Source organism: Devosia oryziradicis (assembly GCF_016698645.1).
GTDB classification, from domain to species: Bacteria; Pseudomonadota; Alphaproteobacteria; order Rhizobiales; family Devosiaceae; genus Devosia; species Devosia oryziradicis.
The window spans coordinates 3,358,788-3,381,469 of sequence record NZ_CP068047.1 but is presented as its reverse complement, the minus strand read 5'-3'; the positions used below and the strand labels follow the sequence as shown (position 1 = coordinate 3,381,469).

The 22,682-nt window shown below is 62.6% G+C and carries 20 protein-coding genes; 11 read left to right on the top strand and 9 right to left on the bottom strand.

Features of this window, described 5'->3' with window-relative positions; all coding sequences use genetic code 11:
* Nucleotides 1–203 precede the first annotated feature (203 nt).
* The 3 genes from JI749_RS16815 to JI749_RS16805 all read left to right on the top strand — a co-directional run bounded on the left by JI749_RS16815 (nt 204) and on the right by JI749_RS16805 (nt 3,198).
* Nucleotides 204–1,526, top strand: coding sequence for a hypothetical protein (locus tag JI749_RS16815; protein WP_201656632.1), 1,323 nt, complete (start codon nt 204–206; stop codon nt 1,524–1,526).
* A gap of 135 nt (nt 1,527–1,661) precedes the next feature.
* The gene (locus JI749_RS16810; RefSeq protein ID WP_201656629.1) at nt 1,662–2,432 is read left to right on the top strand and encodes an SDR family NAD(P)-dependent oxidoreductase; all 771 of its coding nucleotides are present in this window, start codon (nt 1,662–1,664) and stop codon (nt 2,430–2,432) included.
* Between the two features lie 100 nt (nt 2,433–2,532).
* Nucleotides 2,533–3,198, top strand: a complete 666-nt coding sequence (locus JI749_RS16805; protein ID WP_201656625.1) for an OmpA family protein — start codon at nt 2,533–2,535, stop codon at nt 3,196–3,198.
* Nucleotides 3,199–3,278: 80 nt separating this feature from the next.
* On the opposite strand, the gene JI749_RS16800 is transcribed toward JI749_RS16805, so the two are convergent.
* Nucleotides 3,279–3,611 (bottom strand): hypothetical protein, encoded by a 333-nt coding sequence (locus tag JI749_RS16800; RefSeq protein WP_201656622.1) that lies wholly within the window; start codon nt 3,609–3,611, stop codon nt 3,279–3,281.
* Nucleotides 3,611–3,868, bottom strand: a complete 258-nt coding sequence (locus tag JI749_RS16795; RefSeq protein ID WP_201656619.1) for a hypothetical protein — start codon at nt 3,866–3,868, stop codon at nt 3,611–3,613. The genes JI749_RS16800 and JI749_RS16795 overlap by 1 nt, the downstream gene beginning before the upstream one ends.
* Nucleotides 3,869–4,039: 171 nt before the next feature.
* Between JI749_RS16795 and JI749_RS16790 the strand changes: the two genes are divergently transcribed.
* Nucleotides 4,040–4,429 (top strand): PRC-barrel domain-containing protein, encoded by a 390-nt coding sequence (locus tag JI749_RS16790; RefSeq protein ID WP_201656616.1) that lies wholly within the window; start codon nt 4,040–4,042, stop codon nt 4,427–4,429.
* A gap of 73 nt (nt 4,430–4,502) precedes the next feature.
* Here the strand turns inward: JI749_RS16790 and JI749_RS16785 are convergent, their stop codons facing one another.
* A complete protein-coding gene (locus JI749_RS16785; RefSeq protein WP_201656613.1) occupies nt 4,503–6,416 on the bottom strand; it encodes a glycoside hydrolase family 127 protein in 1,914 nt (637 codons plus the stop codon).
* A gap of 20 nt (nt 6,417–6,436) precedes the next feature.
* Nucleotides 6,437–7,468, bottom strand: a complete 1,032-nt coding sequence (locus JI749_RS16780) for a LacI family DNA-binding transcriptional regulator (protein ID WP_233280800.1) — start codon at nt 7,466–7,468, stop codon at nt 6,437–6,439.
* Between the two features lie 377 nt (nt 7,469–7,845).
* Here JI749_RS16780 and JI749_RS16775 point away from each other — a divergent pair, with 377 nt between their 5' ends.
* The 3 genes from JI749_RS16775 (at nt 7,846) to JI749_RS16765 (ending at nt 10,672) form a co-directional block, all read left to right on the top strand.
* Nucleotides 7,846–8,586, top strand: coding sequence for an ATP-binding cassette domain-containing protein (locus JI749_RS16775; RefSeq protein WP_233280799.1), 741 nt, complete (start codon nt 7,846–7,848; stop codon nt 8,584–8,586).
* Nucleotides 8,586–9,617, top strand: coding sequence for an ABC transporter permease (locus JI749_RS16770; RefSeq protein WP_201656610.1), 1,032 nt, complete (start codon nt 8,586–8,588; stop codon nt 9,615–9,617). Before JI749_RS16775 ends, JI749_RS16770 begins: the two co-directional genes overlap by 1 nt.
* 113 nt (nt 9,618–9,730) lie before the next feature.
* Nucleotides 9,731–10,672, top strand: a complete 942-nt coding sequence (locus tag JI749_RS16765; protein ID WP_201656607.1) for a sugar-binding protein — start codon at nt 9,731–9,733, stop codon at nt 10,670–10,672.
* A gap of 33 nt (nt 10,673–10,705) precedes the next feature.
* Here the strand turns inward: JI749_RS16765 and JI749_RS16760 are convergent, their stop codons facing one another.
* On the bottom strand, nt 10,706–11,368 hold the full coding sequence (locus JI749_RS16760; protein ID WP_201656604.1) for a hypothetical protein: 663 nt from the start codon (nt 11,366–11,368) through the stop codon (nt 10,706–10,708).
* A complete protein-coding gene (locus JI749_RS16755; RefSeq protein WP_201656601.1) occupies nt 11,361–12,521 on the bottom strand; it encodes a hypothetical protein in 1,161 nt (386 codons plus the stop codon). Before JI749_RS16755 ends, JI749_RS16760 begins: the two co-directional genes overlap by 8 nt.
* Before the next feature lie 172 nt (nt 12,522–12,693).
* On the opposite strand from JI749_RS16755, the gene JI749_RS16750 reads away from it, so the two are divergent.
* Genes JI749_RS16750 through JI749_RS16735 form a run of 4 tightly spaced genes read left to right on the top strand, consistent with a single transcriptional unit; the run spans nt 12,694 to nt 18,569 of the window.
* Nucleotides 12,694–14,286, top strand: coding sequence for a glucan biosynthesis protein (locus JI749_RS16750; protein ID WP_233280798.1), 1,593 nt, complete (start codon nt 12,694–12,696; stop codon nt 14,284–14,286).
* A 13-nt stretch (nt 14,287–14,299) separates the two neighbouring features.
* Entirely contained in the window at nt 14,300–16,201 is a 1,902-nt protein-coding gene (gene mdoH / locus JI749_RS16745) for a glucans biosynthesis glucosyltransferase MdoH (protein WP_201662961.1), read from the top strand.
* Nucleotides 16,188–17,426 (top strand): OpgC family protein, encoded by a 1,239-nt coding sequence (locus JI749_RS16740; protein WP_201656598.1) that lies wholly within the window; start codon nt 16,188–16,190, stop codon nt 17,424–17,426. The genes mdoH and JI749_RS16740 overlap by 14 nt, the downstream gene beginning before the upstream one ends.
* 9 nt (nt 17,427–17,435) lie before the next feature.
* Entirely contained in the window at nt 17,436–18,569 is a 1,134-nt protein-coding gene (locus JI749_RS16735) for a glycosyltransferase (RefSeq protein WP_201656595.1), read from the top strand.
* A gap of 97 nt (nt 18,570–18,666) precedes the next feature.
* Here the strand turns inward: JI749_RS16735 and JI749_RS16730 are convergent, their stop codons facing one another.
* From JI749_RS16730 to JI749_RS16720, 3 genes are all read right to left on the bottom strand, one after another.
* The gene (locus tag JI749_RS16730) at nt 18,667–19,824 is read right to left on the bottom strand and encodes a mandelate racemase/muconate lactonizing enzyme family protein (RefSeq protein ID WP_201656592.1); all 1,158 of its coding nucleotides are present in this window, start codon (nt 19,822–19,824) and stop codon (nt 18,667–18,669) included.
* A 118-nt stretch (nt 19,825–19,942) separates the two neighbouring features.
* Entirely contained in the window at nt 19,943–20,695 is a 753-nt protein-coding gene (locus JI749_RS16725; RefSeq protein ID WP_201656589.1) for a FadR/GntR family transcriptional regulator, read from the bottom strand.
* Nucleotides 20,692–22,653, bottom strand: coding sequence for an ABC transporter permease (locus JI749_RS16720; RefSeq protein ID WP_201656586.1), 1,962 nt, complete (start codon nt 22,651–22,653; stop codon nt 20,692–20,694). The genes JI749_RS16725 and JI749_RS16720 overlap by 4 nt, the downstream gene beginning before the upstream one ends.
* Between the last annotated feature and the right edge of the window lie 29 nt (nt 22,654–22,682).

The window sequence follows — 22,682 nt, the reverse complement described above, 5'->3', positions numbered from 1 at the left end:
CGACATGAGAGTCATTCTAAAGTGCGGGACCGCTCCTGCCAATGCGGCAATCGCGCATGGGCGATGAATGCCTCATTCATCGCGCCTTCGTGATGGAACCTCTATTCACGAATTAACTGCTGTTGCGCCGCAGTATTGATGCAGGGTTGGTCTCAGACTACCATCACAAAAAAGCCCGAATGGGCATTTCGAGGGGTAAGTGAGTGAAGAGTTTTTCGTCGTCGAGCTTCGCCGGTGAAAGTAGCGACGCTCTTGAATTGGCGCGCGCCGCCGTAAGCCGTGATCCGCAGGCCCTGTTCACCGATTTCCAATGGTTCCTATATGAGGGGCGCGACACCGTCTTTTTCACGGCTTTCTCCAAGACTGCCTATGACAAGGAAGGTCTGGGAAACCTCGTCGCCGAGATGGTCAGCCTAGCGCCGCAACTTACCCATGGTTTTGTTGGCGCCCGCCCGGGCGAACCCTTCCCCAAGCAGATGCTGGACGCCATCACCTCGGTGGAGATGGTCGACGAATTCGACGGTTATCCAGACAGATGGCTCGGAAAATCCAGCGATATTTTCGCCCATGACGACCTGCCGCTGTTCCGCGTCATGGCCGCTGTCCGCAAGGGCGGCCCGGACGCGCAAGGTCGCGCCTCCATCATCCAGGTACGCTCCAGCCACGCGCTGATGGAGGGCTCCGATTCGGCCCTGCTGACCCGCTCGTCCTCGGCCGGGCATGGCACCATGTCGGACCGGCAGAACAAGCTCCCCCTGGCTGCGCGCCTCAAGAGTGCCTTCCGCGGCGGGATGATGGCCTTCATCTATATCGTGCTCGCCAATCTCCTGGCGCCACCCGACAAGCCATGGGGCTTCAAGACGCTGGCCATCAAGCGCCACCGCTTGCGCCTCCTCGCCAACAAGCTTGGCGTGCGCCAGCGTTCCTTGATGTTCGCACTGGTGACCCACGCCCTTAACGGCGAGGGCGAGGAAAAGCTGATGAGCAAAAAGGTGATCGGCGCTGCCTACACCATGCTCGACACCACCAGGAACAACGCCGACGACGACTTCTTCCGCGTTCGCGCGCTGGAAGCCAAGTTCACGGTCATCGAGGACTTCGTCGATTATGTACGCGCCGTCGACGACACGGTCGCCCAGATCGAGCAGAAGGACATCACCAAGTTCCAGGTGATGATCAACTCCATGTTCAAGGCGGTCCGCGCCGCCAACCGTTTTGCCAAATTTTTGCCCGGCACCCGGTTCTGGCGCTTCAACGGCGGCATGCATATCGTGCTGACCCTGGTACCGCCGCACCGCACCTATGGTCCAATGACTGCTGGCATGGTCGAGCCGATCTATTGCGGTGCCTGGCACTCGGCGGCCAACATCTGCACTTTCTGCCCAGGCCGTGAATATGTGACGCTGAACTTCTCCATGGAGACCCGTCACATCGCCAATGTCGAAAAAATCGAGCGCCTGCTTGAAGAAGTCGAAGCGCGCGACGTTGTCCCGCACAAGATGATGCCCTCGGTCGAAGGCCTCTGAGAGAATGCACCGTGGGCTTCGGCCGCCCCGGTCCACTCTCCATTCATTTCTGAGGTACGTACATCAGACGGCTTGCGAAGCGGTCAAGCGAACGGTATCTCACGTTGGATTAGTCCCCTCTTGGAACCCGTGCCCATGTCCAACTTCGCCCGCTATCCCAGCCTCGCCGGCAGGCCGGTCGTCATTTCCGGTGGCGCATCGGGGATCGGCGAAAGCATGGTGCGGCAGTTCGCAGCGCAGGGCAGCAAGGTCGGTTTTGTCGATATCGCCGTCCCGGCTGGCGAGAAGCTGGCCGCAGAGTTGTCGGAGGCCGGCCACACCGTCCGTTTCGCCCCCTGCGATGTGACCGACATCGACGCCTATCGGTCTGCAATCGCCGACTTCGCGCGGGCCCATGGCGATGCGCTGGTGCTGGTCAACAACGCAGCGCATGACCAGCGCCACGACTGGAGCGACGTGACGTCGGCCTATTGGGACGACCGCATGGCCGTCAATCTCAAGCACGCCTTCTTCGCCATGCAGGCCGTGGCGCCTGGCATGATCAGGGCGGGACGCGGGTCGATCATCAACCTGAGTTCGATCAGCTGGATGATCATGACACCGCAATTGCCGCTCTATGAAACCGCCAAAGCTGCGGCGCATGGGTTGACCCGTTCGATGGCCCGCGAATTGGGCAAGTCCGGCATTCGGGTCAACACGCTGAGCCCCGGCGCCACCGTCACACCCCGACAGATCGAACTCTGGTACACCGAGACCACGATGGCGGCCATCGAGGCGCAACAAGCGCTGGCCGGCAATGTCTACCCCGATGACGTGACGCGCATGGCCCTGTTCCTGGCCGCCGACGACAGCGCCATGATTTCGGCGCAGCAATTCCTTGTCGATGGCGGCTGGGCCAACACCTGACCCGTTCATCCGCCGTTCATCCCCTTTGCTTCACCACCATCCTGCCTTATTCAGTGGTCACCAACAGGCCACTGTTCATGATCCTTCAGGGGGACAATTAATGAAGTCGAAGATTTTGGTTGCGCTCGCCGCGACCCTGGCGCTCACCGCCTGCACCACTACCAACCCGTATACCGGCCAGAGCCAGATTTCCAATACCACTGGTGGCGCGCTGATTGGCGTTGGCGGCGGCGCGGTCGCGGGTGCTTTGGTGGGCGCGGCAGTTGGCGGCGATCCGCGCGTTGGCGCCCTGATCGGCGCTGGCGTGGGCGGCCTGACCGGCGCGGCCATCGGCAACTACATGGACAAGCAGGAAGCCGAATTGCGGGCCCAGCTCCAGGGCACCGGCGTTTCGGTCACGCGCGCGGGCCAGAACATCATTCTCAACATGCCCTCCAACATCACCTTCGCCACCGACTCGAGCAACGTAAACCCCGGCTTCAACTCGACGCTGGTCTCGGTCGCGCTGGTGCTCAAGAAGTTCGATAAGTCCATCGTGGACGTTTACGGCCACACCGACAGCCAGGGTGACGATGCCTACAACCTGAGCCTGAGCCAGAAGCGTGCCGTGTCCGTCGCCACGATCCTTGCCAACCAGGGCATCGACCAGCGCCGCTTCTATATTGAAGGCAAGGGGGAAACGTCCCCGATTGCGAGCAACGCCACCGAAGCTGGCCGCGCCCAGAACCGCCGCGTCGAGATCCAGATCGCGCCCATCAACGGCTGATCGATCCGGTACAGGAAACGAAGCAGGCGTGTCCCGAGGGGCGCGCCTTTTTGTTTGGAAAGGTTGCTCGTTGGCCGGCGCTAGTTGGTCGGCGCCGCCGGCTCCTGCACCGGAACCGCGGGAGCCGTGGCCGGCGCCACAACACTTTCGGACGTGGGGGTGCCAGGCTGCACGTCGGTCGCCGGAGCGCCCTGGAACATCTGCATCAAAAACAGTACCGCCACCACAATTGCCAAGCCAATCACGCCGTAGAGCCACCAGTTCGTTGGGCCAGTGGCCCCGACGCTTGCTTCGTGCTCGCCCGCAACCTTGATCGGGGAGGCGTTGGGCACATCGACACGCGAGGCATTCTCATCCACCAGTACGTCGACTTCGGCGAGGGTTGGTGCGGGCTGTTTGGGGGCGGTGGCCATCAGAAGTCCCCCTTGAGCACGGTCTCGGTGCCTTCGCCATTCTGGACACCCAGTCGAACCTCAGCGATGGCAGCGTCGATCTCCTCTGGATCAAAGCCCAATTCCCGGCCCTCCTGGGTCGCGCCAGTCACGTCGGCCTTGAGCTGGTTGAGCAGCTCGATCTTCTCTTTGGCAGTGAACAAGCTGTTATGCGCAATGCTCATGGGCGTCACGTTGTCATGGCCGCCCATGCGGTCGCGGAGGCTGTCGAAAACCATGGCGCATCTCCTAAAAAACCGTTTGAAAAAAGTTCATTAAACCAATGCGTGCCGGGCGCCGGGGGTTCCCACGGTGGCCGCCAGGGGCTGTTGATCACACTTTATTTGGCCTGGAACCCCGTCGGCGGGCACGCGTTGACCTGCCACGAACCTAACCAGAGGAGCTCGAAAATGGCCTACGATGACATTCGCAACCGCGATGCCGGCGTCAAGGAAACCCACGATCTCATCGCCTCCGACAAGGTGGAGGGGACTAAGGTTTTTGATCCGCGTGGCGAGCATATTGGCTCGATCGAACGCATCCTCGTCGAAAAGCGTAGCGGCAAGGTTTCCTACGCCGTGCTGAGCTTCGGCGGCTTCCTGGGTATCGGGCACGACCATTACCCGCTGCCCTGGTCCAAGCTGAACTACGACGAGAGCCTCGGCGGCTACCGCGTCGACGTGACGAAGGACCAGCTCGAGGGTGCGCCCAAATACGAGAGCGAGGACGACGACTACTGGACGGCCGAAAATGGCCGCCGGGTCTATGACTATTACGGTGTGGCTCCCTATTGGATCTAGCCACATCGCCAGGTGTTTCATAACCTAGTGATACTGCCGCCGGCGCCCCAAAGGGGCGTCGGCTTTTCTTGGTCTACTGCTGCGACTCGGGGACCCACACCACCATTGAGCCTTGCCCCCGGTTGGACCAAAGATAGTAGGGTAGGGCCGTCAGGGTCGCCCTCTCGTCAACCGGCGGCGTTGTGCGATAGAGCGTATTCCAGTCAGCCTCGTTGATAGCCAGCGCCTCGGCCTTGAGGGTTACTACGCCATCAAACAGGTCTGCCCGCGTCTCGGCCCGCAATTGGGAGGTGCGCGGCAGCTTCAGCCGCTGCACCCGCCCGCCTGGATTGTCCACCTCTTCCAGGCAATAGACCAGCGGACCACGCTTCAGTGCCACCCGACCTGCATCCATGATCACGCCCGGATGCGCATAGAGCCGGACCGGAGGCATCGGCAGGTCAAGGTTGACCACGTCGCCGTTGGTCCACTGACGATTGATGGTCAGATAGCCATTGACCGCCTCCGCCACGTCCAGCGCCTGCCCGTTGACGGATACCTTGGCACCGTTGCTCCAGCCTGGAATGCGCAATTTGAGGTCGAAGGTCGCCGGGCTTGCCGGATCGACGTGGATCGCGATCTCGCCGTTCCACGGATAAGTCGAAACCTCGCGCAAGGCCACTTTGGTGCCGGCCACGTCCACCTGGGTGGAAATGCCGCCATAGAGGTGGAAGGCGACGCCATCTGGGGAGGTGGAGACGAAGTACCCGCCCACCGACGCCACCAACCGGCTGACATTCATCGTGCAGCATGGGCAGGTGTGCCAGTCCCAGCGGGTGGGCGTCCCGTCGCTCTCGAGCGGATTGGCATAGAAATAATGTTCGCCATCGCGGCTCAGGCCCGACAGGGCGCCATTGAACATGGCGAGCTCGAGGATGTCGGCATATTTGCCGTCGAGATCGAGATGGAGCATGCGCTGCGCCCAGAAGATCAGCGCCACCGAGGCGCAGGTTTCGGCATAGGCCGTCTGATTGGGCAGGTCGAAATCGTGGGTGAAGCCCTCGTTATGTGCCGACGGCCCCAAGCCCGCCGTCACATACATCTTGGTTTCCATCACATCGTTCCACAGCACCTCACAGGCGCGTTTCAGCGCGGGGTCGCCGAGTTCGGCCGCCAGGTCCGCCATGGCAGTGTAGAGATACATCGCCCGCACTGCGTGGCCCACCACCTTGTCCTGCTCGCGCACCGGCTTGTGGCTCTGCGAATACTCGTAGTTGCCGAAGACGTAGCGCTGCTTGCTGTCTCCGCCCTCACGAAGGTCGCGCTCCACATCAAAGTAGTGAGGCGGTTGCCGGCCGCGCTCGTTGATCAGGTAGGTGGCAAAGTCCAGGTGCTTCCGGTCGCCCGTCAGGTAATAGAGCTTCATCAGCGCCAGCTCGATTTCCTCGTGCCCGTCGTAGCCGCGCGTCTGGCCGGGGCCTGTGCCAAATCGGGCATAGATGTGGTCTAGATATCGCTCCATGACGTCAAGGAAACGCCGTCGTCCGGTGGCCCGGAAATAGGCCACCGCGCCTTCCAGCAGATGGCCGGCATTATAGAATTCATGGTTGTCGCGCAGGTTGGTCCAGCGCTTGTCCGGCTCGCGACCCAGATACCAGCAGTTGAGATATCCGTCGGGCGCTTGTGCCTTTTCGAGATCATCGATAGCCGCCTCGATATTGGCTTCGATATCCGCATCGCGCCGATGCGCCAGCGCGTAGCTGGCTGCCTCGATCCACTTGCCGACATCACTGTCCCAGAACACCTGGACGGTAAAGCCATTGGGATGGCGCGGGAAGCGGAGCGGCGGTGGCGGATTGGGCAGCTTGAGCGAGTCGAGGATCCCATACTCGCCCAGCTTCCTGTGCTGGCTCGGAATCGTCCGCGTCAGCACCGTCTCCAGCCGTTCGTGCCAAAATTTCCCCTCGAGCTTTACGTCGGGGAAATTGACGGGGGCGTAGCGGCTCATGAAAATCCTCCAGCAGTCTTTTAGGATTGGTTGGTGTCGGACGATTGCCGCACGAACAGCGAGCAGGGCAGGCGCTCGACGCCCTTGAAGCGCTCTCCGGCGATCATCGATATCAGTCGCTCGCCCGCCAGCCGGCCCAGTTCGCGCAGGTTCATGTCGACACTGCTGAGGGGCGGTCGCGCGGCAAGCGTCATCACGTCCCAATTGTCGAAACCGACCACCGCGACCTGGCCCGGCACGTCTATGCCGCGCTCGCGCAAGGCATCGCTCGCGCCACGGGCAATCTGGTCGTTGCCGCAGAACAGTGCATCGGGCATCTCGGCCGCGTCGTCGAACAGGTCTGCAACCGCCTCGCGGCCCCACGCTTCCGACCACTTGCCCTTGCGAAAGAATGTGTCCGAGGCCGATAGTCCGGCAGTGGTGAGTGCGTCGCGATAGCCGCGGTGACGCAATGTCACCGCTTCGAAGCTCTCCGGGCCGGTAATGTGGGCAATGCGCCGGCGGCCAAGGCCGATCAGGTGCTCCACGGCCAACCGTGCCCCGCCATAATCATCCGGCAGCAGGCAGAGAGCCTCAGGATCGTCAGCCTGCGAAAAGACGTAGATCACGGGCATGGTCTGCCCCGGCACGGCCACCGGCGGCCGCTTGTCCATGCGCCGTCCCGTCACCAGCAGGCCGTCGATACGCTTGCCCAGCAACTGGTCGAGATGCCGCTTCTCGCGCTCGGGATCGTCGGTGGCATTGCACATGAAGATGGCGATGCCCTGCTCGGCCAGCCGTTCCTCCAGCGCCTCGATGATGGGGAAGGCGAAGCGCCCGAAACTGTCGGTCGACAGCACACCCACCGTCATCGACCGGGTGCGGTGCAGGCTCTGCGCCAGCGAGTTTGGCCGGAACCCAAGCTCTTGCGCCGCCGCGATCACTCGCGTCCGTGTATCGGCCTTGAGCCGCCCATTGTCGTTGAGCGCTTTTGAGGCGGTGCCGATCGAAACGCCGGCCCGCTGGGCAACGTCGCGAATAGTGGCGCGCTGCGGATAGCGGTCCTCGTTCACATCAGCCCCTGTCAAGGAAAAGGTTTTCCGCAGCCCAGATGCCACAGGGATGCGTAAACCTCAACAATTAAAATCGGTGGCAGGCGGCGCCGTTGGGTGTAGGTTCCTGCACCTGAGCGGCGGCCAATGTCCCTTTGGCGGATGTGCCCAAGCCCCCGCAAATCCCCCATCACCAGGTGTTTTTTATCGGCAATCGAAAAAATGCTAATATGATATTGTATTACTTTTCAAACTCTGCTGTATTCAGCGCGATCTGGGAGGATCGCCTATGTCGCTGAGTGTGTCCCGCCGCGCCGAGTCGCGTCGGCCGGTTGACCGTGCCAGGTGCGCGGTACCGGCTGGGAACCCGCAGCGTCTACGCCGGTGAGGAGGACTACTTGGCGCTACTGAAACTGGAAGGCGTGACAAAGGAATTTGGCGCCATCCGTGCACTGTCTGATGTGAGCTTCGAAATTCAGCCGGGCGAAGTTGTGGGCCTTATGGGCGACAACGGTGCCGGCAAGTCGACCTTGGTCAAAATCATCTCGGGCATTTATCACCCTACCGGCGGCACCCTGACCTTTGATGGCGCCAGGGCCAACATCGGCAGCCCCGGCGAGGCCCGCAAGCTGGGCATTGAGACCGTCTATCAGGATCTGGCACTGGCCGATAACCTGACTGCCGCCGAGAACATCTTCCTTGGCCGCGAGCTCAAGTACAATATTGGGCCGTTCCGCTTCCTGCGCCACAACGCCATGAATGCAAGGGCGTCCGAGCTTTTTGCCGAGCTCAAGTCCGAAACCCGCGCCGGCGACTACGTGCGCCAGATGTCGGGCGGCCAGCGTCAGGCCGTCGCCATTGCGCGTACGCGCCTTTCCGACGCCAAGCTGATCCTGATGGACGAACCCACGGCGGCCATTTCGGTGCGCCAGGTGGCCGAGGTGCTCAACCTCATCCATCGTCTCAAGGAAGCCGGCATCGCCGTGATCCTGATTTCCCACCGTATGCCGGACGTATTCGCCGTTTGCGAACGAGTAATCGTCATGCGGCGCGGTACCAAGGTGGCCGACAAGGCCATCGCAAACTCCTCGCCCGAGGAAGTTACTGCACTCATTACCGGGGCGAAGGAGGCTGCGTGATGGCTGGGTCTACTGTTCAGACTTTCTCCAATGTCGGCCGGACCAGGTTCTGGCAGCGCGGTTTTCTGGCCAGCCAGTCGGCCTATGTGCTGGCGGCACTGATCGTGCTGATGGTGGTGATGAGCCTGCTGTCTCCCAATTTCCTGACTGCCGGCAATATCTCCAACATCACCCGCAATTTCTCGTTCATCGCCATCGCCACCCTAGGCATTACCCTGGTGATCATCACCGGCGGCATTGACCTCAGCGTGGGCTCGACGATCGCGCTGTCGGCCACCGTCACTTCCATCGTGATGGGCTCGATGGCGGCTGCGAATTTCTATCCCTTCCCGGGAAGCTCGCTGGTGATTTCGATCCTGGCCGGCCTGGCTGCGGCAGGCGCCGTGGGCCTGTTCAACGGCCTCACCATTGCCAAGCTCAAGCTCAGCCCCTTCGTCACCACGCTGGGTACGTTGTCCATGGTGCGCGGCCTGGTCTATGTGGCTACGCAGGGCCGCGGCGCCTTCCCCACCGGCCCCGACAAGGACCTCTTCCTGCTGGTGACCGCCGGCAAGGTGTTCGATGTCGTGCCGATTGCCTTCGTCTATCTGTTGATCTGCGCACTGGTGATGTGGGTGGCCCTCAACCACACTGCCTGGGGCAAGCACGTCTTCGCCATCGGCAGCAATGAGAGCGCAGGCCGCCTGACCGGCGTCAACGTCGACCGGGTCAAGATCCAGGTCTATGTGCTGTGCTCGCTTGCCGCTGGACTCAATGGCATCATCATCTCGGGCTGGCTGGGCTCGGCCCCGGCCAACCTGGCAACCGCCTATGAACTGACCATCATTGCCGCGGCCGTTATCGGCGGCGCCAACCTTGCCGGCGGTGTCGGTGGTGCGGCTGGTGCCATCATTGGCTGCATCCTCATCGAGGTCATTCGCAACGGGCTGGTCCTGGCGCGTGTGGACCCCTACTGGCAACAGGCCCTGGTGGGCGCAATTATCGTCGCTGCCGTGCTGGTCGACCGTCTGCGGTCGATGCGAAACGGCTGACGACACAAGAGATCGCCGCCCGGCTCGACCGGGCGCCGAAGGGAGGCCGGCGAAGCGTTTTTCGCCGGTGTGATAACCCGGACAAACGTCCGGTTCGTTTGGAGGAGACCATAATGACTAAGACAGCAATCGTGCTCGGCACGATCGCCACGCTGTTCCTCGGCGGCACTGCCATTGCCCAGGACAACTACACCTTCGCCGTCGTCCCGAAAGCCATGAACAACCCGTTCTTCGACCTGGCCCGTGACGGTTGCGAAGCCCGTGCCAAGGAACTGGGCAACGTTACCTGCCTCTATATCGGCCCGGTGGAACACGAAGCCACCACCCAGGCTCAGATCATCGAAGACCTGATCACCCAGGGCGTTGATGGCCTGGCCATCTCGGTGTCCGACATTGCTGCCGCCACCACCGTGATCGACCGCGCTACCGAAGCCGGCATCGCCGTCATCACCTTCGACTCGGACGCTCCTGACAGCACCCGTACCGCCTATGTCGGTACCGACAACAAGCTGTTTGGCCAGGACCTGGGCAAGCTGCTGCTGCAGGTTGCTCCCGACGGCGGCACCTATGGTGTGATCTCGGGTGGCGCTGCTGCTCCGAACCTGGCTCTGCGCGTCGATGGCGTGCGTGAGGCACTGGCCGGTTCGAACTGGACCGAAGTCCCCGGCTCGCCGACCTTCTCGAACGACGACATCGCGCTCGCCGTTCAGCAGATGGGCGATCTCAAGACTGCCAACCCCGACATCAAGGCAATCGTGCCCGTCGGTGGCTGGCCGATGTTCGCTCCCGATGGCTGGAAGAACTTTGTCGACCAGTACAAGGCTGACGTCGACAGCGGCGCCCTGGCGCTCGTCGTCGCCGACACCCTCCCGCAGCAGCTCCAGCTGCTCAAGGAAGGCTATGCCCACGGCCTGGTCGGCCAGCGCCCCTATGAAATGGGCCAGAAGGCCATGGACACCCTGCTCGCCATCAAGAACGGCGAAACGGTCGACGAAATCATCTACACCGGCAACGACGTCGTCACCGCCGAAAACGTCGATGAATTCCTGAAGTAAGTCCAGGCTTCCCGCATCTGGCCCGGCCATCCCTTATGGGGTGGCCGGGCTTTTCATTGCGCTTGCGGGCCTGGGCGACGTTCCCAGCCGTGCCGACAGCAGTTTGATCGACCGCCACCGGGTATCGCTGTCGCTGGGCGACATCTGGATGGCGTCCGGAAAGCTCAGGATCACGTCGACGGACCCGGTGCCGGCGGCAACGACCTCGGCGGGAATTTCGAGATCTACCTCGAGCGGTATTCCGGCCAGTGCATTGGCAACGCCCAGCTCGGCCCCATTGGCCTCGATGCCTATCCGCTGCGAGGGATGCCCTTCCCGCGACACGGCAATCAGTTCCAGGAACAGATAGAGCGGACCGCCTTCGGACGCGGGTATTGCAAAGCGCAGCCGCGAGGACGTGCCCACCGCATGCGTGCCGTCGCCCGCCGGGCCCTCCCAACCGCAAACCCAGAGCGGCTTGGCGAGCTCCCGCCCCTCGCTGCGGAACGACACGGTCGTGCCCAGCGCGTAGTCTCCCGACACGGGTTGGTTTAGGCAGGTCGTGCTGTGATCGATGTAGTAGGCCCGATAGTCTGGCGGAACCTGGGGATGGAGCATCCACCATGCCACCGTCAACTCGAAAGCGATGGCGAGCGCAACCACGCCATATGCGAACATCCCGGCAGGCAGGCCGATTGTGCGTGCGGGCTCAGACAAGGGTGAGCACTCCGGTCAGCCAGCCCACAGTGCCGAAATAGCCCCCGACCAGGATCACACCCAGCGACACCAGATAGACGACGCGCGAGCGCGCCAGCAGTGTCATCGCCGTGACGGTGACCGGAGCCAAGCCCACGACGAACCGCAGCATGGACGCGAGCCCCGCCGATAGGGGCAGTGTGAGGCAGACAAGGCAGAACAAGGCTGCTGGAAGTTGCCGCCGCGCCGCCATCACGATGGTCATGGCAATGCCGACCAGCCAGGCCGCGCCCAGCTGCTGCGACACGGTCGGCCACCAGGTGCCCTGCGGAAAATTGGTCAGTGCATTCCACAGATACATCAGGGGATTGCCGGTCGCGCGGCCCCAGGCACGCTGTACATGGCTGAAGGCCAGGGCGTCCCCGATATGCCAGTGGAGATAGGCCATGTATGTGAACAGCCCCAGCGGCGCGATGAAGATAGCTACCAGGATGTCAGGTCGCTTCAACACGGCACTTATGAAACCCGGCCGCGTGCCCCCGCGCTGGCGATGGTCGAGCCAGGCTTGCAGCACGATCGCCAGCACGATGAAAACGCCGACGATGCGGGTGCCGGAGACGAGAGCTGCGAACAAACCGGCGGCGAGATAGTCGCGCCGCTGCAGTGCCGCAAACACGCAGAGGGTCAACGTCAGGAACAGCACCTCGGTATAGAAGGTGGTGAAATAGACTGCGAACGGCCCTGCTAACAGGAAGGCGCAGAACAGGCTGTAAGCACGGATTTCCCGGCCCAACAGCGGCCAGGCCACGCGCGCCGCAACAACGCTGAGCAGGATCGATGTCGCCGTCGCCACCACCATGGTGGGGAGTCCCGTCGCCATGCGAAGGGCACCGACCAACAGCGGATAGAGCGGGAAGAAGGCCCAGTTGCCTGCATTGATCATGCTCGGCACGGGGAAGGGATCATAGCCTTCTTCTGAGAGCCGCACATACCATCCGCAATCCCACCGGCAGAGGCCTTCGGCGAAATTTGCAACCGAAGCAGCATCTACGGTGTTGGCATAGGCGAGGAAGCGCACGAGCAGCCCCAGTGCTGCGCATGCAAGTGGTATGAGCCACAACACCGCGCTCCTGGTCTGCGCCTGCGGCGCTGCCTGTTCGACAATGACAGCCAAGATTGTCCCCTAGGGCCGACGATCACCCGATTGTCCATAACCCGCCGGGGCCGGTTCGGCTGCGTTGCGATCTATGCTTCTGGCGCATGGAACGCATGCGACAACTTTTTGACCTAGTCGGCGTTCGAGCTTTACCCAAAAACACGGCAGTTCGTCACTGACAGGATGCCCGGTGAAGCCTCAATCCAACCTGCCCAATCGTCGTCATATCCTCCAAGGCCTTGGCGCGGCTGCTCTGCTTCTCTCCTCTACATCGCTGACTCTGCCGGTTCTGGCGCAGGATGAGACGGCGTTTGCCTTCGATTACGACAGCTTCAGCGACCGCATGCAGGCTATGGCAGCTGCGCCGTTCAGCCCCGTCACGGCGAAACTTCCTGACGCGTTCCAGCAGCTCGACTACGACGCCTATCGCAAGGTCCAGTATCGCGCCGATGCGTCCAAGTGGGCGGACGACAATGTCGGTTATCGCCTCCAGGCCTTTCATCTGGGTTGGCTCTATGCCGAACCGGTCAAGGTATTCGAGATTGAATCGGGACAGGCGCATCCGGTCGATTTCGCCGCCGCGGATTTTGAGTATCACGACACTGCCGTGGCCGAGGTCGCACAGGCGCAGGAGTTTCCGGGTGTCGCCGGCGTCCGCGTCAACTATCCGCTCAATCGCCCCGATGCCTATGACGAATTGGTGTCGTTCCTGGGCGCCAGCTATTTTCGTTCACTCGGCCGCGACAACATCTATGGCTTGAGCGCCCGGGGTCTGGTGCTCAATTCCTGGGTCGATCTGCCGGAGGAGTTTCCCCGCTTCTCCGAATTCTACATCGAAAAGCCACAGAATGGCGGGCCTCTGACGGTCTACGCGGCGCTCGATAGCGAGAGCGTTACCGGTGCCTATCGCTTCGTGATCACCCCGGCCAGCGATGCGACCCAGGAAACGACGATGGACGTCACGGCGCGGCTGTTTTTCCGCGCCGACGTCAAGGAGCTTGGTGTCGCTCCTCTAACTTCAATGTTCCTCTACGCCGAAGCCAATCGCGGCGGGTTCGACGACTATCGCCCTCAGGTGCATGACAGCAACGGCCTTTTGGTCGAGCGCGAAGGCGGCGAAGTCATGTGGCGCGCGCTCAACAACGGCCCGACTCTGGGCAATTCCTACTTTTGGGAAAACAATCCACAGGCTTTTGGCCTCTATCAGCGCGGCCGCGATTTCGAGACCTATCAGGACGCGGGTGCGCACTATGAGCGCCGTCCTTCGCTGCGCGTCGAACCGCAGGGCCAGTGGGGTCAGGGCATGGTTCGCCTCATCGAAATTCCGGCCAAGTTGGAGGCCGACGACAACATTGTCGCCTTCTGGATTCCTTCCGAGCCGGCCCTTGCCGGCCAGGCGCGCGAATACGCCTACCGCCTGATCTGGGGCAATCTCGACCCGGACGAAAAAGCCGCAACCGCTTATGTCGCCGAGACCCGGGCCGGGGTCGGTGGCGTGTCGGGCGTCGAGAATGCTGCCAACCTTCGCAAGTTCGTCGTCGACTTCAAGGGTGGGGAGCTCGACACATTTTCGCCGGGAACGCCGATAGACGTGCTGGCGACCGTCAGCGGCGGGGTCATACGAAACTCCGTGCTGTCGCGCGTGGACGCGAACGGCGTCTGGCGCCTGGTCCTTGACGTGGAGACCGACGGCGTCGCGCCGCTCGAGCTCAAAGCTTACCTGGTTGGTTTGGGGAAGAAGCTGACTGAAACCTGGCTCTACCAGTGGAGACCCCTCGCATGAAGCACAACGCTGAATTTCCCTTTGCCAACGGCTTGCCCGACGCGCCCCTGGCCATGCCCAAGCAGCGCCTGGAACTGCGCCGCTCGCTGCTGAGCATGCTGCGCGAAACGCTTTCGGCGTTTGCCGGTCGTTGATCCAAGCACCCCAAACCATGGGTTGGCCTGTCCTGTTTCGCTGCGCCGCGCTGCTGACCGCCTTGGCGTTCAGTCTGGTCGGCAGCTACCTTTTTCTGCGCCTGGCGGGGGAAGGCAGCCTAAACGCGCTCGATCTGCTGCGTTGCCTGCTGGTGGCCATCAGCAGCTTCTGGCTAGTCTGGGGCAGCGCCGCCGCTGTATTGGGGGTGTTCCGGCGCAAGCCAAGGCTCGCACCATCCTCGGCGCCCATTCTCGGACGCACTGCCATTCTCGTTCCCATTTACAACGAAGACCCTGTCGCGACCTTCTCGCGCATCGCGGCCATGAACCGCAGCCTGATCGCCGAGGGGCAGGCGGAACATTTCCATTTTGCCGTTCTGTCCGACACCCAGTCGGTCGAGTGCGCCGCCCAGGAGGCGGTGTGGTTTGAACGTTTGCTGCAAGAGCCGCAGAGCGAAGGCCGCATTTTCTACCGCCGGCGTGAACGCAATATTGGTCGCAAGGCCGGCAATATCGAGGATTTCGTGGCCCGCTCGGGCGGCGCTTACGAATTTGCGCTGATCCTTGATGCTGACAGCCTGATGGAAGGCGCAACCATTGTTGCCATGGTGCAGCGCATGGAGGCCGACCCAGAACTCGGCCTGCTGCAGACCGTGCCACGCATCATCAACGCCAGAACCATGTTCGGCCGCTCCATTCAGTTTGCGGCCTCATATCTGTCGCCCACCTTTGCCCGCGGCGCTGCACTGATGCAGGGGCGCGAAGGGCCTTATTGGGGGCACAACGCCATCGTCCGCATGCATGCCTTCGCTTCGAGCTGCGGCCTGCCGGAATTGTCCGGGACGCCGCCTTTCGGCGGCCACATCCTCAGCCACGACTATGTCGAGGCCGCGCTGTTGGCCCGCGCCGGCTGGAAGGTCGAGATCGAGCCCTGGCTCGAGGGGTCCTACGAGGAAGGCCCGGAAAACCTGATCGAATATGCCAAGCGCGATCGCCGCTGGTGCCAGGGCAACCTGCAACATGGACGGTTGCTGGCGGCTCCCGGACTCAAGATCTGGAGCCGCTTCACTTTCATTCAGGGCATCATGGCCTACCTGGCCTCGCCCCTCTGGCTGGCACTTCTGATCATCAGCATCGTGGCCGGCGCTCTGCCCGAACAGCCGCCTGTACTGGCTGGGCTCGGCGTGCCCCTGGTCGAGGTCTGGGCGCTCGGCTTTGCCGTGGCAGCCATCCTCGTGCTGCCCAAGATGCTGATCCTGTTTCGGGGCATGATCGATGGCGAGAACCGGCTGTTCGGCGGCACGCCGGTTGCACTGTTGTCGGTCCTGGGCGAGATAGCGCTCTCCACCGTCCTGGCGCCGACCATGCTCTTGCTGCAGAGCCGCGCCGTGGCGCAGGTGTTCCTCGGCCTCGATGGCGGCTGGCCGCCAACCGGACGTGGTCAGAACTGGGTCAGCCTTCGCGAAGCGTTCCACGCCACCTGGTGGATCGTGGCCCTTGCAACCCTGGCGCTGGGCAGCACGCTGGCTTTCAGCCCAGCCGTGGCCGTGTGGGTGGCGCCCGCAATGCTGCCGGCCATGGCTGCGCCGCTCCTGGTTTCGGCAACGTCGCGTCCGTCTCGCCGTGTGCCGCTGACTTTCCGCACCGGGATCGAAATCACGCCACCGCCGGTGCTGGCGACGCAGCGCGCCATCCTGGCGGCCTGGGCCGGTCCCGCCCTCTCCATTGAAACCGGACTCTCCGTGGTCACGATGAGGGCGCCAAGCCATGTCCCTGCCTGACACCACGGCCTATCGGTCCGCCGGCCTGCTTGGTCCGAACTGGATGCGCGCCATCTGGTCGACAGAGACCACGCGCAACAATTCCGCCGCACCGGTTGGCCGCGATGCGCGGCTCGATATGTTCCGCGGCATTGCGCTGGTGATGATTTTCATCAACCACGTGCCGGGCACCATCTACGAGACTTTCACCAACCGCAATTTCGGCTTCTCCGATGCGGCTGAAGCCTTTGTCTTCATGTCGGGCATGGCGGCAGGGCTTGCCTATTCCAACGGCTTCCGAACGGGCAATCTCTGGCTGGCCGTAGCCAAGGTCTGGGCCCGGGCGCGCCAGCTCTATTTCGTGCACATCACCATAACCATGCTGTGCCTGGCCATGTTCTCCGCAGCGGCGCTATGGTTCGACCTGCCCGAGGTGATGCACAAGAACAATATCACCCCCATTTATGGCCAGCCGCTGAGCACGCTGATCGGCATTCCGCTGTTGAGCCATCAGCTGGGTTATCTCAACATTCTACCGCTTTATACCGTGCTGCTGCTGGCAACGCCGCTCTTCCTGCTGGTTGGCCTGCGCCGTCCGTGGCTGATGCTGGTGCTGTCCGTCGCCCTGTGGGTCGTCGCCGGCCAGTTCCGCCTCAACCTGCCGAACTTTCCCACCTCGGGTGGCTGGTTTTTCAACCCGTTCTCCTGGCAGATCCTGTTCGTTATAGGCTTGCTGTCGGGCGTGGCCATGAAGGCGCGCAAGCGCTTCATCCCCTATCATCCGCTGCTGTTTGGCCTGGCCGCCGCCTTCGTCGTCTTCGTGCTGCTCTGGGTCAAGGTTCCCCAACTCGGCGAGGCCGGGCGCGGCGTCCTCACCCTCATCGCCGATGCCGGTGCACCCTTCTACATAACCTGGTTCGACAAGACGTTCCTCGCCCTGCCGCGCCTGCTGCATGCGCTGGCCCTGTTCTATGTGCTCGGCAACCTGCCCATCATGCGCACCCTTGCTGCTTCGCCCGCAGCCGCGCCGTTCCGCCTTCTCGGGCGTCAGGGGCTTGCTGTTTTTGCCACTGGCACCGTCATCAGCCTGTTCCTGCAGGTGGTGAAGACGCCCCGCCAACCCGATCCGCTGTTCGACGGCCTCATCCTGGGTGGCGGCATCCTTGCCTTGCTCGCGCTGGCCTGGGTGCTGACCCGCACCGCCGAGCTGCGCTCCGCTGCCCGAACCGCCCCATCCCGCGCTTAGGAGACGATCATGTCTGTCCTGACCAAGACCTCCGCTACCTCTATCGCCACCCGGCAGGCGCCCGAACTGGCCGTCATCGTCCCCACCTTCAACGAGCACGACAACGTCGCGCCCTTGGTGGAGCGCCTGGAAGTGGCGCTCGCCGGGATCAACTGGGAACTGATCTTTGTCGACGACAACAGCCCGGACGGCACCGCCGACGCGGCCTGGGAGCTGTCGCGCCTCCACGACAATGTCCGATGCATCAAGCGGCTGGGCCGGCGTGGCCTCTCGTCGGCCTGCGCCGAGGGCATCCTCTCCACCAGTGCGCCTTTCGTCGCCGTGATGGATGGCGACCTGCAGCACGATGAAGCCATCCTTCCCGCCATGCTGGCCAAGGTTCGCGCCGGCGCCGATATCGCCGTCGGCTCGCGCTATGCCGGTGGCGGCTCCGCCGGGGACGGCCTTTCGCCGCTGCGCCTCTGGGGCAGCAACCTGGCGACACGCCTCTCGACCCTGGTGGCCGGCCAGGAACTTGCCGACCCCATGAGCGGCTTCTTCATGCTCCGCCGCGACCTTTTCATCGACGTCGCGCCACAGCTGTCGTCGGAAGGTTTCAAGATCCTGCTCGACCTGGTCGTCACGGCTACGCGCAAGGGCACGCCACCGGCCATAGCCCAGGTTCCCTACACTTTCCGCCAGCGTCTGTCGGGCGAAAGCAAGATGAGCCCGCTCGTCGTGCTGCAGTTCCTCGGCCTGTGGCTGTCCAAGCTGACCGGCGGCCTGTTGCCCACAAGCTTCCTGCTCTTTGCCCTGGTTGGATTCAGTGGACTGGCCATCCACCTGGCCGTCTTGTGGCTGCTGACCAGTGTAGCACCGCAGCCCTTCCTGGTGGCTCAGATCGTCGCGACCATCACCGCCATGACCTGGAACTTCTTCATCAACAACATCCTCACCTATGCCGACCGCAAGCTGCACGGGGCCAAGCTGTGGATGGGGCTGCTCATCTTCTACCTGGTCTGCTCGCTGGGCGGCATTGCCAATGTCTCGATAGCCTCGGTGATCTACGAGGCCCGCGCCGTGCCCATCGTTGCCGGCCTCGCCGGCGCGCTGATGAGTTCGGTGTTCAATTATTCGGTCACGCGCATCTTCACCTGGAAGTAGCGCTGGCAACGACGCAGAAAAATGGGCGCCGGTGCGTTTGGTCACCAGCGCCCGGCGCGCGACTACGGGCCCCTCCGCCGATGTCGCGCGGATGCGATCAAGCGAACCAGGTCGTGCCCGGATACTGATAGGTCTTGGCCACTTCCTCGTTGAGTTCGAGCCCGATACCCGGCCGGTCGCTCAGCGCGATCTTGCCGTTCTTGATGATCTCGCCGCCATCGGTGATCGTCGCCCAGTAGTCCCGGTGGAACCAGTGGAACTCGAGCACCAGGAAATTGGGCACTGTGGCGCAGACCTGCGCCGAAGCCATCGTTCCAATGGGCGAGGACACGTTGTGCGGCGCGAAGGGGATTGAATAGAGATCGGCCAGCTCGGCGATCTTGCGGCATTCCGAAAGCCCACCGCATTTGGGAATGTCGGGCATGATGATGTCCACGGCCTGCTGCTCGAGCAGCTTACGGAAGCCATGGCGCAGATAGAGGTTCTCGCCGGCGCAGATCGGGGTGGAGGTACTGCGTGTGATCTCGGCCATCACGTCGATATTCTCCGGCGGAATGGGTTCTTCCAGCCACATCAGCTGCAGGTGCTCCAGATCCCGGGCCAGGCGGATGGCGCTGTGCTTGTCGAGCCTTGTATGAAGGTCGCACGCGACTTCAACTTCCTTGCCCGCCGCCTTCACCACCATTTCGGCTAGTTGCACCATGCGGTCATGCTCCCACTTGTTGGGAGTCATGTTGAAGCCGTCCTTTTCATACCAGCCCGTTTCCGTGCCCGTATGGCCATAGGCGCGAATGTCGAGGTCAACCTTGAGCGCGGTGAAACCGGCCTCGAGCACTTCGTCCACTTCGCGCTGCACTTCGTCCATGTTCATGCCGGGCGAGACTTCGCAGTCGCAATAGACGCGGATATTGTCGCGGAACTTGCCGCCCATCAGCTCATAGATCGGCACTTGAAGCGCCTTGCCCTTGAGATCCCAGAGCGCGATCTCGACGCCGGTCAGCGCGGTGATCAGCGCGCCCGCAAAGCCGCCCTCGAACACCAGGCTGCGGCGGATTTCCTCGAAGATGGCGTCGATGGCAAACGGGTCGCGGCCGACCAGCTTCTGCGCCAGCTCCTTTTCAATGATGGCGATGGCCTGGTGGCCGCCATGGACGCATTCCCCCAGGCCGGTAATGCCGGCATCGGTCTCGATGCGGACCCATAGATGCATGCAGTGGCCCACCGTGGCAGCCGTCTTGACCGAGGTAATCTTCACTTTGGCTTCTCCCTGAACCGGCGCGCAGGTCTTCGCGCCGCCTCTTCCTCTTAAAATGCCGTCAGGTTGACGATCGCGCGAACGGGGCGTTGCCAGCACCCGGTCTGCGGCGCGCCGGTCAGGCCGGCGTCAGATCCTGCGGGGTTTCAAATGTCGTGATGCCCACCTGGAGATGGGACTGCAATGCATACTGGTACCGGATGCGGTCGCGGATCGCCAAGGCATCCACCACAGCGGCATGCTGCTCATAGGTATCGACCGTGAAATCCTTGAGCTGTTTGGCGCGCTCCATGATGCGAATGATGACCGGCTTCATGATGCGATAGACGTCGCACACCGCCCGGTTGTCGAGCATGGAAACCAGCCTGAAATGGAAGCGGAAATCCATCTCGGAGGCCTCCTCGATCGAGGCCGCCGCCCGCATCTGCGCATTGATCGCCCGCATCTCGGCGATGTCGTCTGGCCGCATCTGGTCGAAGATGGCATCCACCGATCCCACCTCGATCAGTTTGCGGAAGCCCTGGATGTCGTCAAACGTGCGCCGCGAAATATCGAGCGTATTGAACGAGAACAGGTCGAGGGCCCGCTCCATCCGATCGTCGACGATGATGGCACCCACCTTGGGGCGAACCGAGACGATGCCATAGGCTTTCATGATGCGCATGGCCTCGCGCACCGTGTTCCGGCTGGCCTGGAAACGCTCGCACAGTTCGCGTTCCGTGGGCAGGCTGTCCCCGACGCTGAGCCCGCCGTCGGAGATCAGCGCACGGATATTGATCACCATGGCGTCCACGGCCGAGGGGATCGAGTTGCGCACGATGGAGGCGTTGAGCGCACTGCCGCCCGCCGCCATCCGAGGCGGAGTTGTCATCCCTTGACGGCCCCGACGGTTAGCCCCTCGGCCAGGAAGCGTTGGGCATAGACATAGAGCACGGCCACGGGGATTGCAGTCAGCAACGATGCGGCCATCAGCTTGCCCCAGGGCAGGATATCGCCAACGACCAGCGACTGCAGGCCGATTGGCAGGGTGCGCAACGATTCGCTGGTAATGAACACGAAGGCAAAGAGGAACTCGTTCCAGGCATTGGTGAAGGCGAACAGCGTCACCGACAGGATGGCAGGTGCCGCCAGGGGCAGGGTGATGCGCCAGAAGATATACAGTCGGCTGGCACCATCGATACGGGCGGCTTCCTCCAGTTCGATCGGAATGGAACGGAAATACCCCATCAGCACCCAAGTGGCAAAGGGCAGAAGGAAAGTCGGATAGGTGATGATCAGCGCGGCATGCGTGTTGATGACACCCATCGAGGTCAGCGTCTGGTAGAGCGGAATGAACAGCAGCGTACCCGGCAGCAGATAGGTGATGAGCAGCAGCGTGGTCAGCAGGCCCGCGCCGCGGAACCGCAGCCGCGACAGCGCATAGGCAGCCAAGGACGCCAGGGCCACCGAGACCAGGGTACTCAGCGCGGCCACGAAGACCGAATTCATCAGCCAGGTCAGGAACGGCGTGTCGCGGACCAGCGATACATACTGATCGCCGGTAAAGGGTTCGGGCCAGAAGATCGAGCGGCGTTCGCTGATCTGCGACGTCGTCTTGAGCGAGGTCGTCACAATCCAGTAGAACGGGAACAGCACGAATGCCAGCAGCGGCACCAGGACCAGCAGCCGGGCCAGCGGCCCCGCATTGGAGCGCGCGCTCTGCTTGAAAATGGGCTGCACGGGCGAGCGCCCGGTAGCGACGCGCACGCGACGAACCACCCATTCAATACCCGCAAAGACCAACTGGATAGGCAGGAAGGCGAGGTCGATGATCACATTGACCAGCCAGGTGCCGCCCGCCAGCAGGCGATCGGATAGTCCCGGGCCGCGCTCCGACGCGCCGTCGCGCTTGTCGTCATGGCGCATGAAGCGCGCCAGTAGCCAGATCAGGATGGCCATCAACGGCGCCACGCTGAAGGCGATGGCGATGCCCGGGCCATACTGCAGCGAGCCCAGCGCCTTTTCATAGGCGAGGATCGAATAGAGCTTGGTGGCCCCGCTCGGTCCGCCGCCCGTCATCAGAAAGGGCAGGCCGAACTGGTTGAAGGTGGAAATGAACGACAGCAGCAGGGTGACCACGATCACATAGCGCAGGCCGGGCAGGGTGACATTGCGGAAGCGCTGGACGGCATTGGCACCATCCACCTGCGCCGCCTCGAGCTGTTCGCGATCGATGGCCTTGAGGCCAGCCAGCAGCAGCAGCACGAAGAAGGGAATGCCCTTCCACACATTGACCGAGATGATGCTTCCCATCGCCATGCTGGGATCCGACAGCCAGCCCAATGGCCGGTCGATGACACCCGCGCCCTGCAGGATCGGGTTGAGGCCACCGAACATGGGGTCGTAGATGCTCTTCCAGGCCAGCGCCGTCACGATCTCGGGCACGATCCAGGGCAGCAGCATGATGCCGCTGAGCAGGCTGCGGAACGGCAGGCGACTGTTGAGGATGAGCGCCACGGTCATGCCGATGACAAATTTGAGCAGCAGCGACCAGAAGGTGAACTGGATGGTATTCTGCATCGACTGCAGGAAATCGCTGTTGGTCCACAGCCGCTGGTAATTGCGCAGGCCGACATTGGCGGTTTCGCCGGTAAGGAAATTGAGCGATGTCGTGCTGATGAAGATGGCGCTGACAAATGGCCAGAAGATCAGCAGCGCCATGATGAGGACCAGGGGCAGCACGAACAGATAGCCGACCTTCCAGTCGCGGCCGAACAGGGCCTCCAGACGCTTTTTGCGGGAAGGCTGCGGTCGTGCCGCGCCCAGCGTCAAGGTCATCCGATCTTCCATGCCAATACTCCGTCGGGGTCATGCCCCCG

Coding starts and splice junctions, on each gene's coding strand:
- JI749_RS16810 (WP_201656629.1), top strand. CDS start 1,662: ATGTCCAACTTCGCCCGCTATCCCAGCCTCGCCGGCAGGCCGGTCGTC.
- JI749_RS16805 (WP_201656625.1), top strand. CDS start 2,533: ATGAAGTCGAAGATTTTGGTTGCGCTCGCCGCGACCCTGGCGCTCACC.
- JI749_RS16800 (WP_201656622.1), bottom strand. CDS start 3,611: ATGGCCACCGCCCCCAAACAGCCCGCACCAACCCTCGCCGAAGTCGAC.
- JI749_RS16795 (WP_201656619.1), bottom strand. CDS start 3,868: ATGGTTTTCGACAGCCTCCGCGACCGCATGGGCGGCCATGACAACGTG.
- JI749_RS16790 (WP_201656616.1), top strand. CDS start 4,040: ATGGCCTACGATGACATTCGCAACCGCGATGCCGGCGTCAAGGAAACC.
- JI749_RS16785 (WP_201656613.1), bottom strand. CDS start 6,416: ATGAGCCGCTACGCCCCCGTCAATTTCCCCGACGTAAAGCTCGAGGGG.
- JI749_RS16770 (WP_201656610.1), top strand. CDS start 8,586: ATGGCTGGGTCTACTGTTCAGACTTTCTCCAATGTCGGCCGGACCAGG.
- JI749_RS16765 (WP_201656607.1), top strand. CDS start 9,731: ATGACTAAGACAGCAATCGTGCTCGGCACGATCGCCACGCTGTTCCTC.
- JI749_RS16740 (WP_201656598.1), top strand. CDS start 16,188: ATGTCCCTGCCTGACACCACGGCCTATCGGTCCGCCGGCCTGCTTGGT.
- JI749_RS16735 (WP_201656595.1), top strand. CDS start 17,436: ATGTCTGTCCTGACCAAGACCTCCGCTACCTCTATCGCCACCCGGCAG.
- JI749_RS16725 (WP_201656589.1), bottom strand. CDS start 20,695: ATGACAACTCCGCCTCGGATGGCGGCGGGCGGCAGTGCGCTCAACGCC.
- JI749_RS16720 (WP_201656586.1), bottom strand. CDS start 22,653: ATGGAAGATCGGATGACCTTGACGCTGGGCGCGGCACGACCGCAGCCT.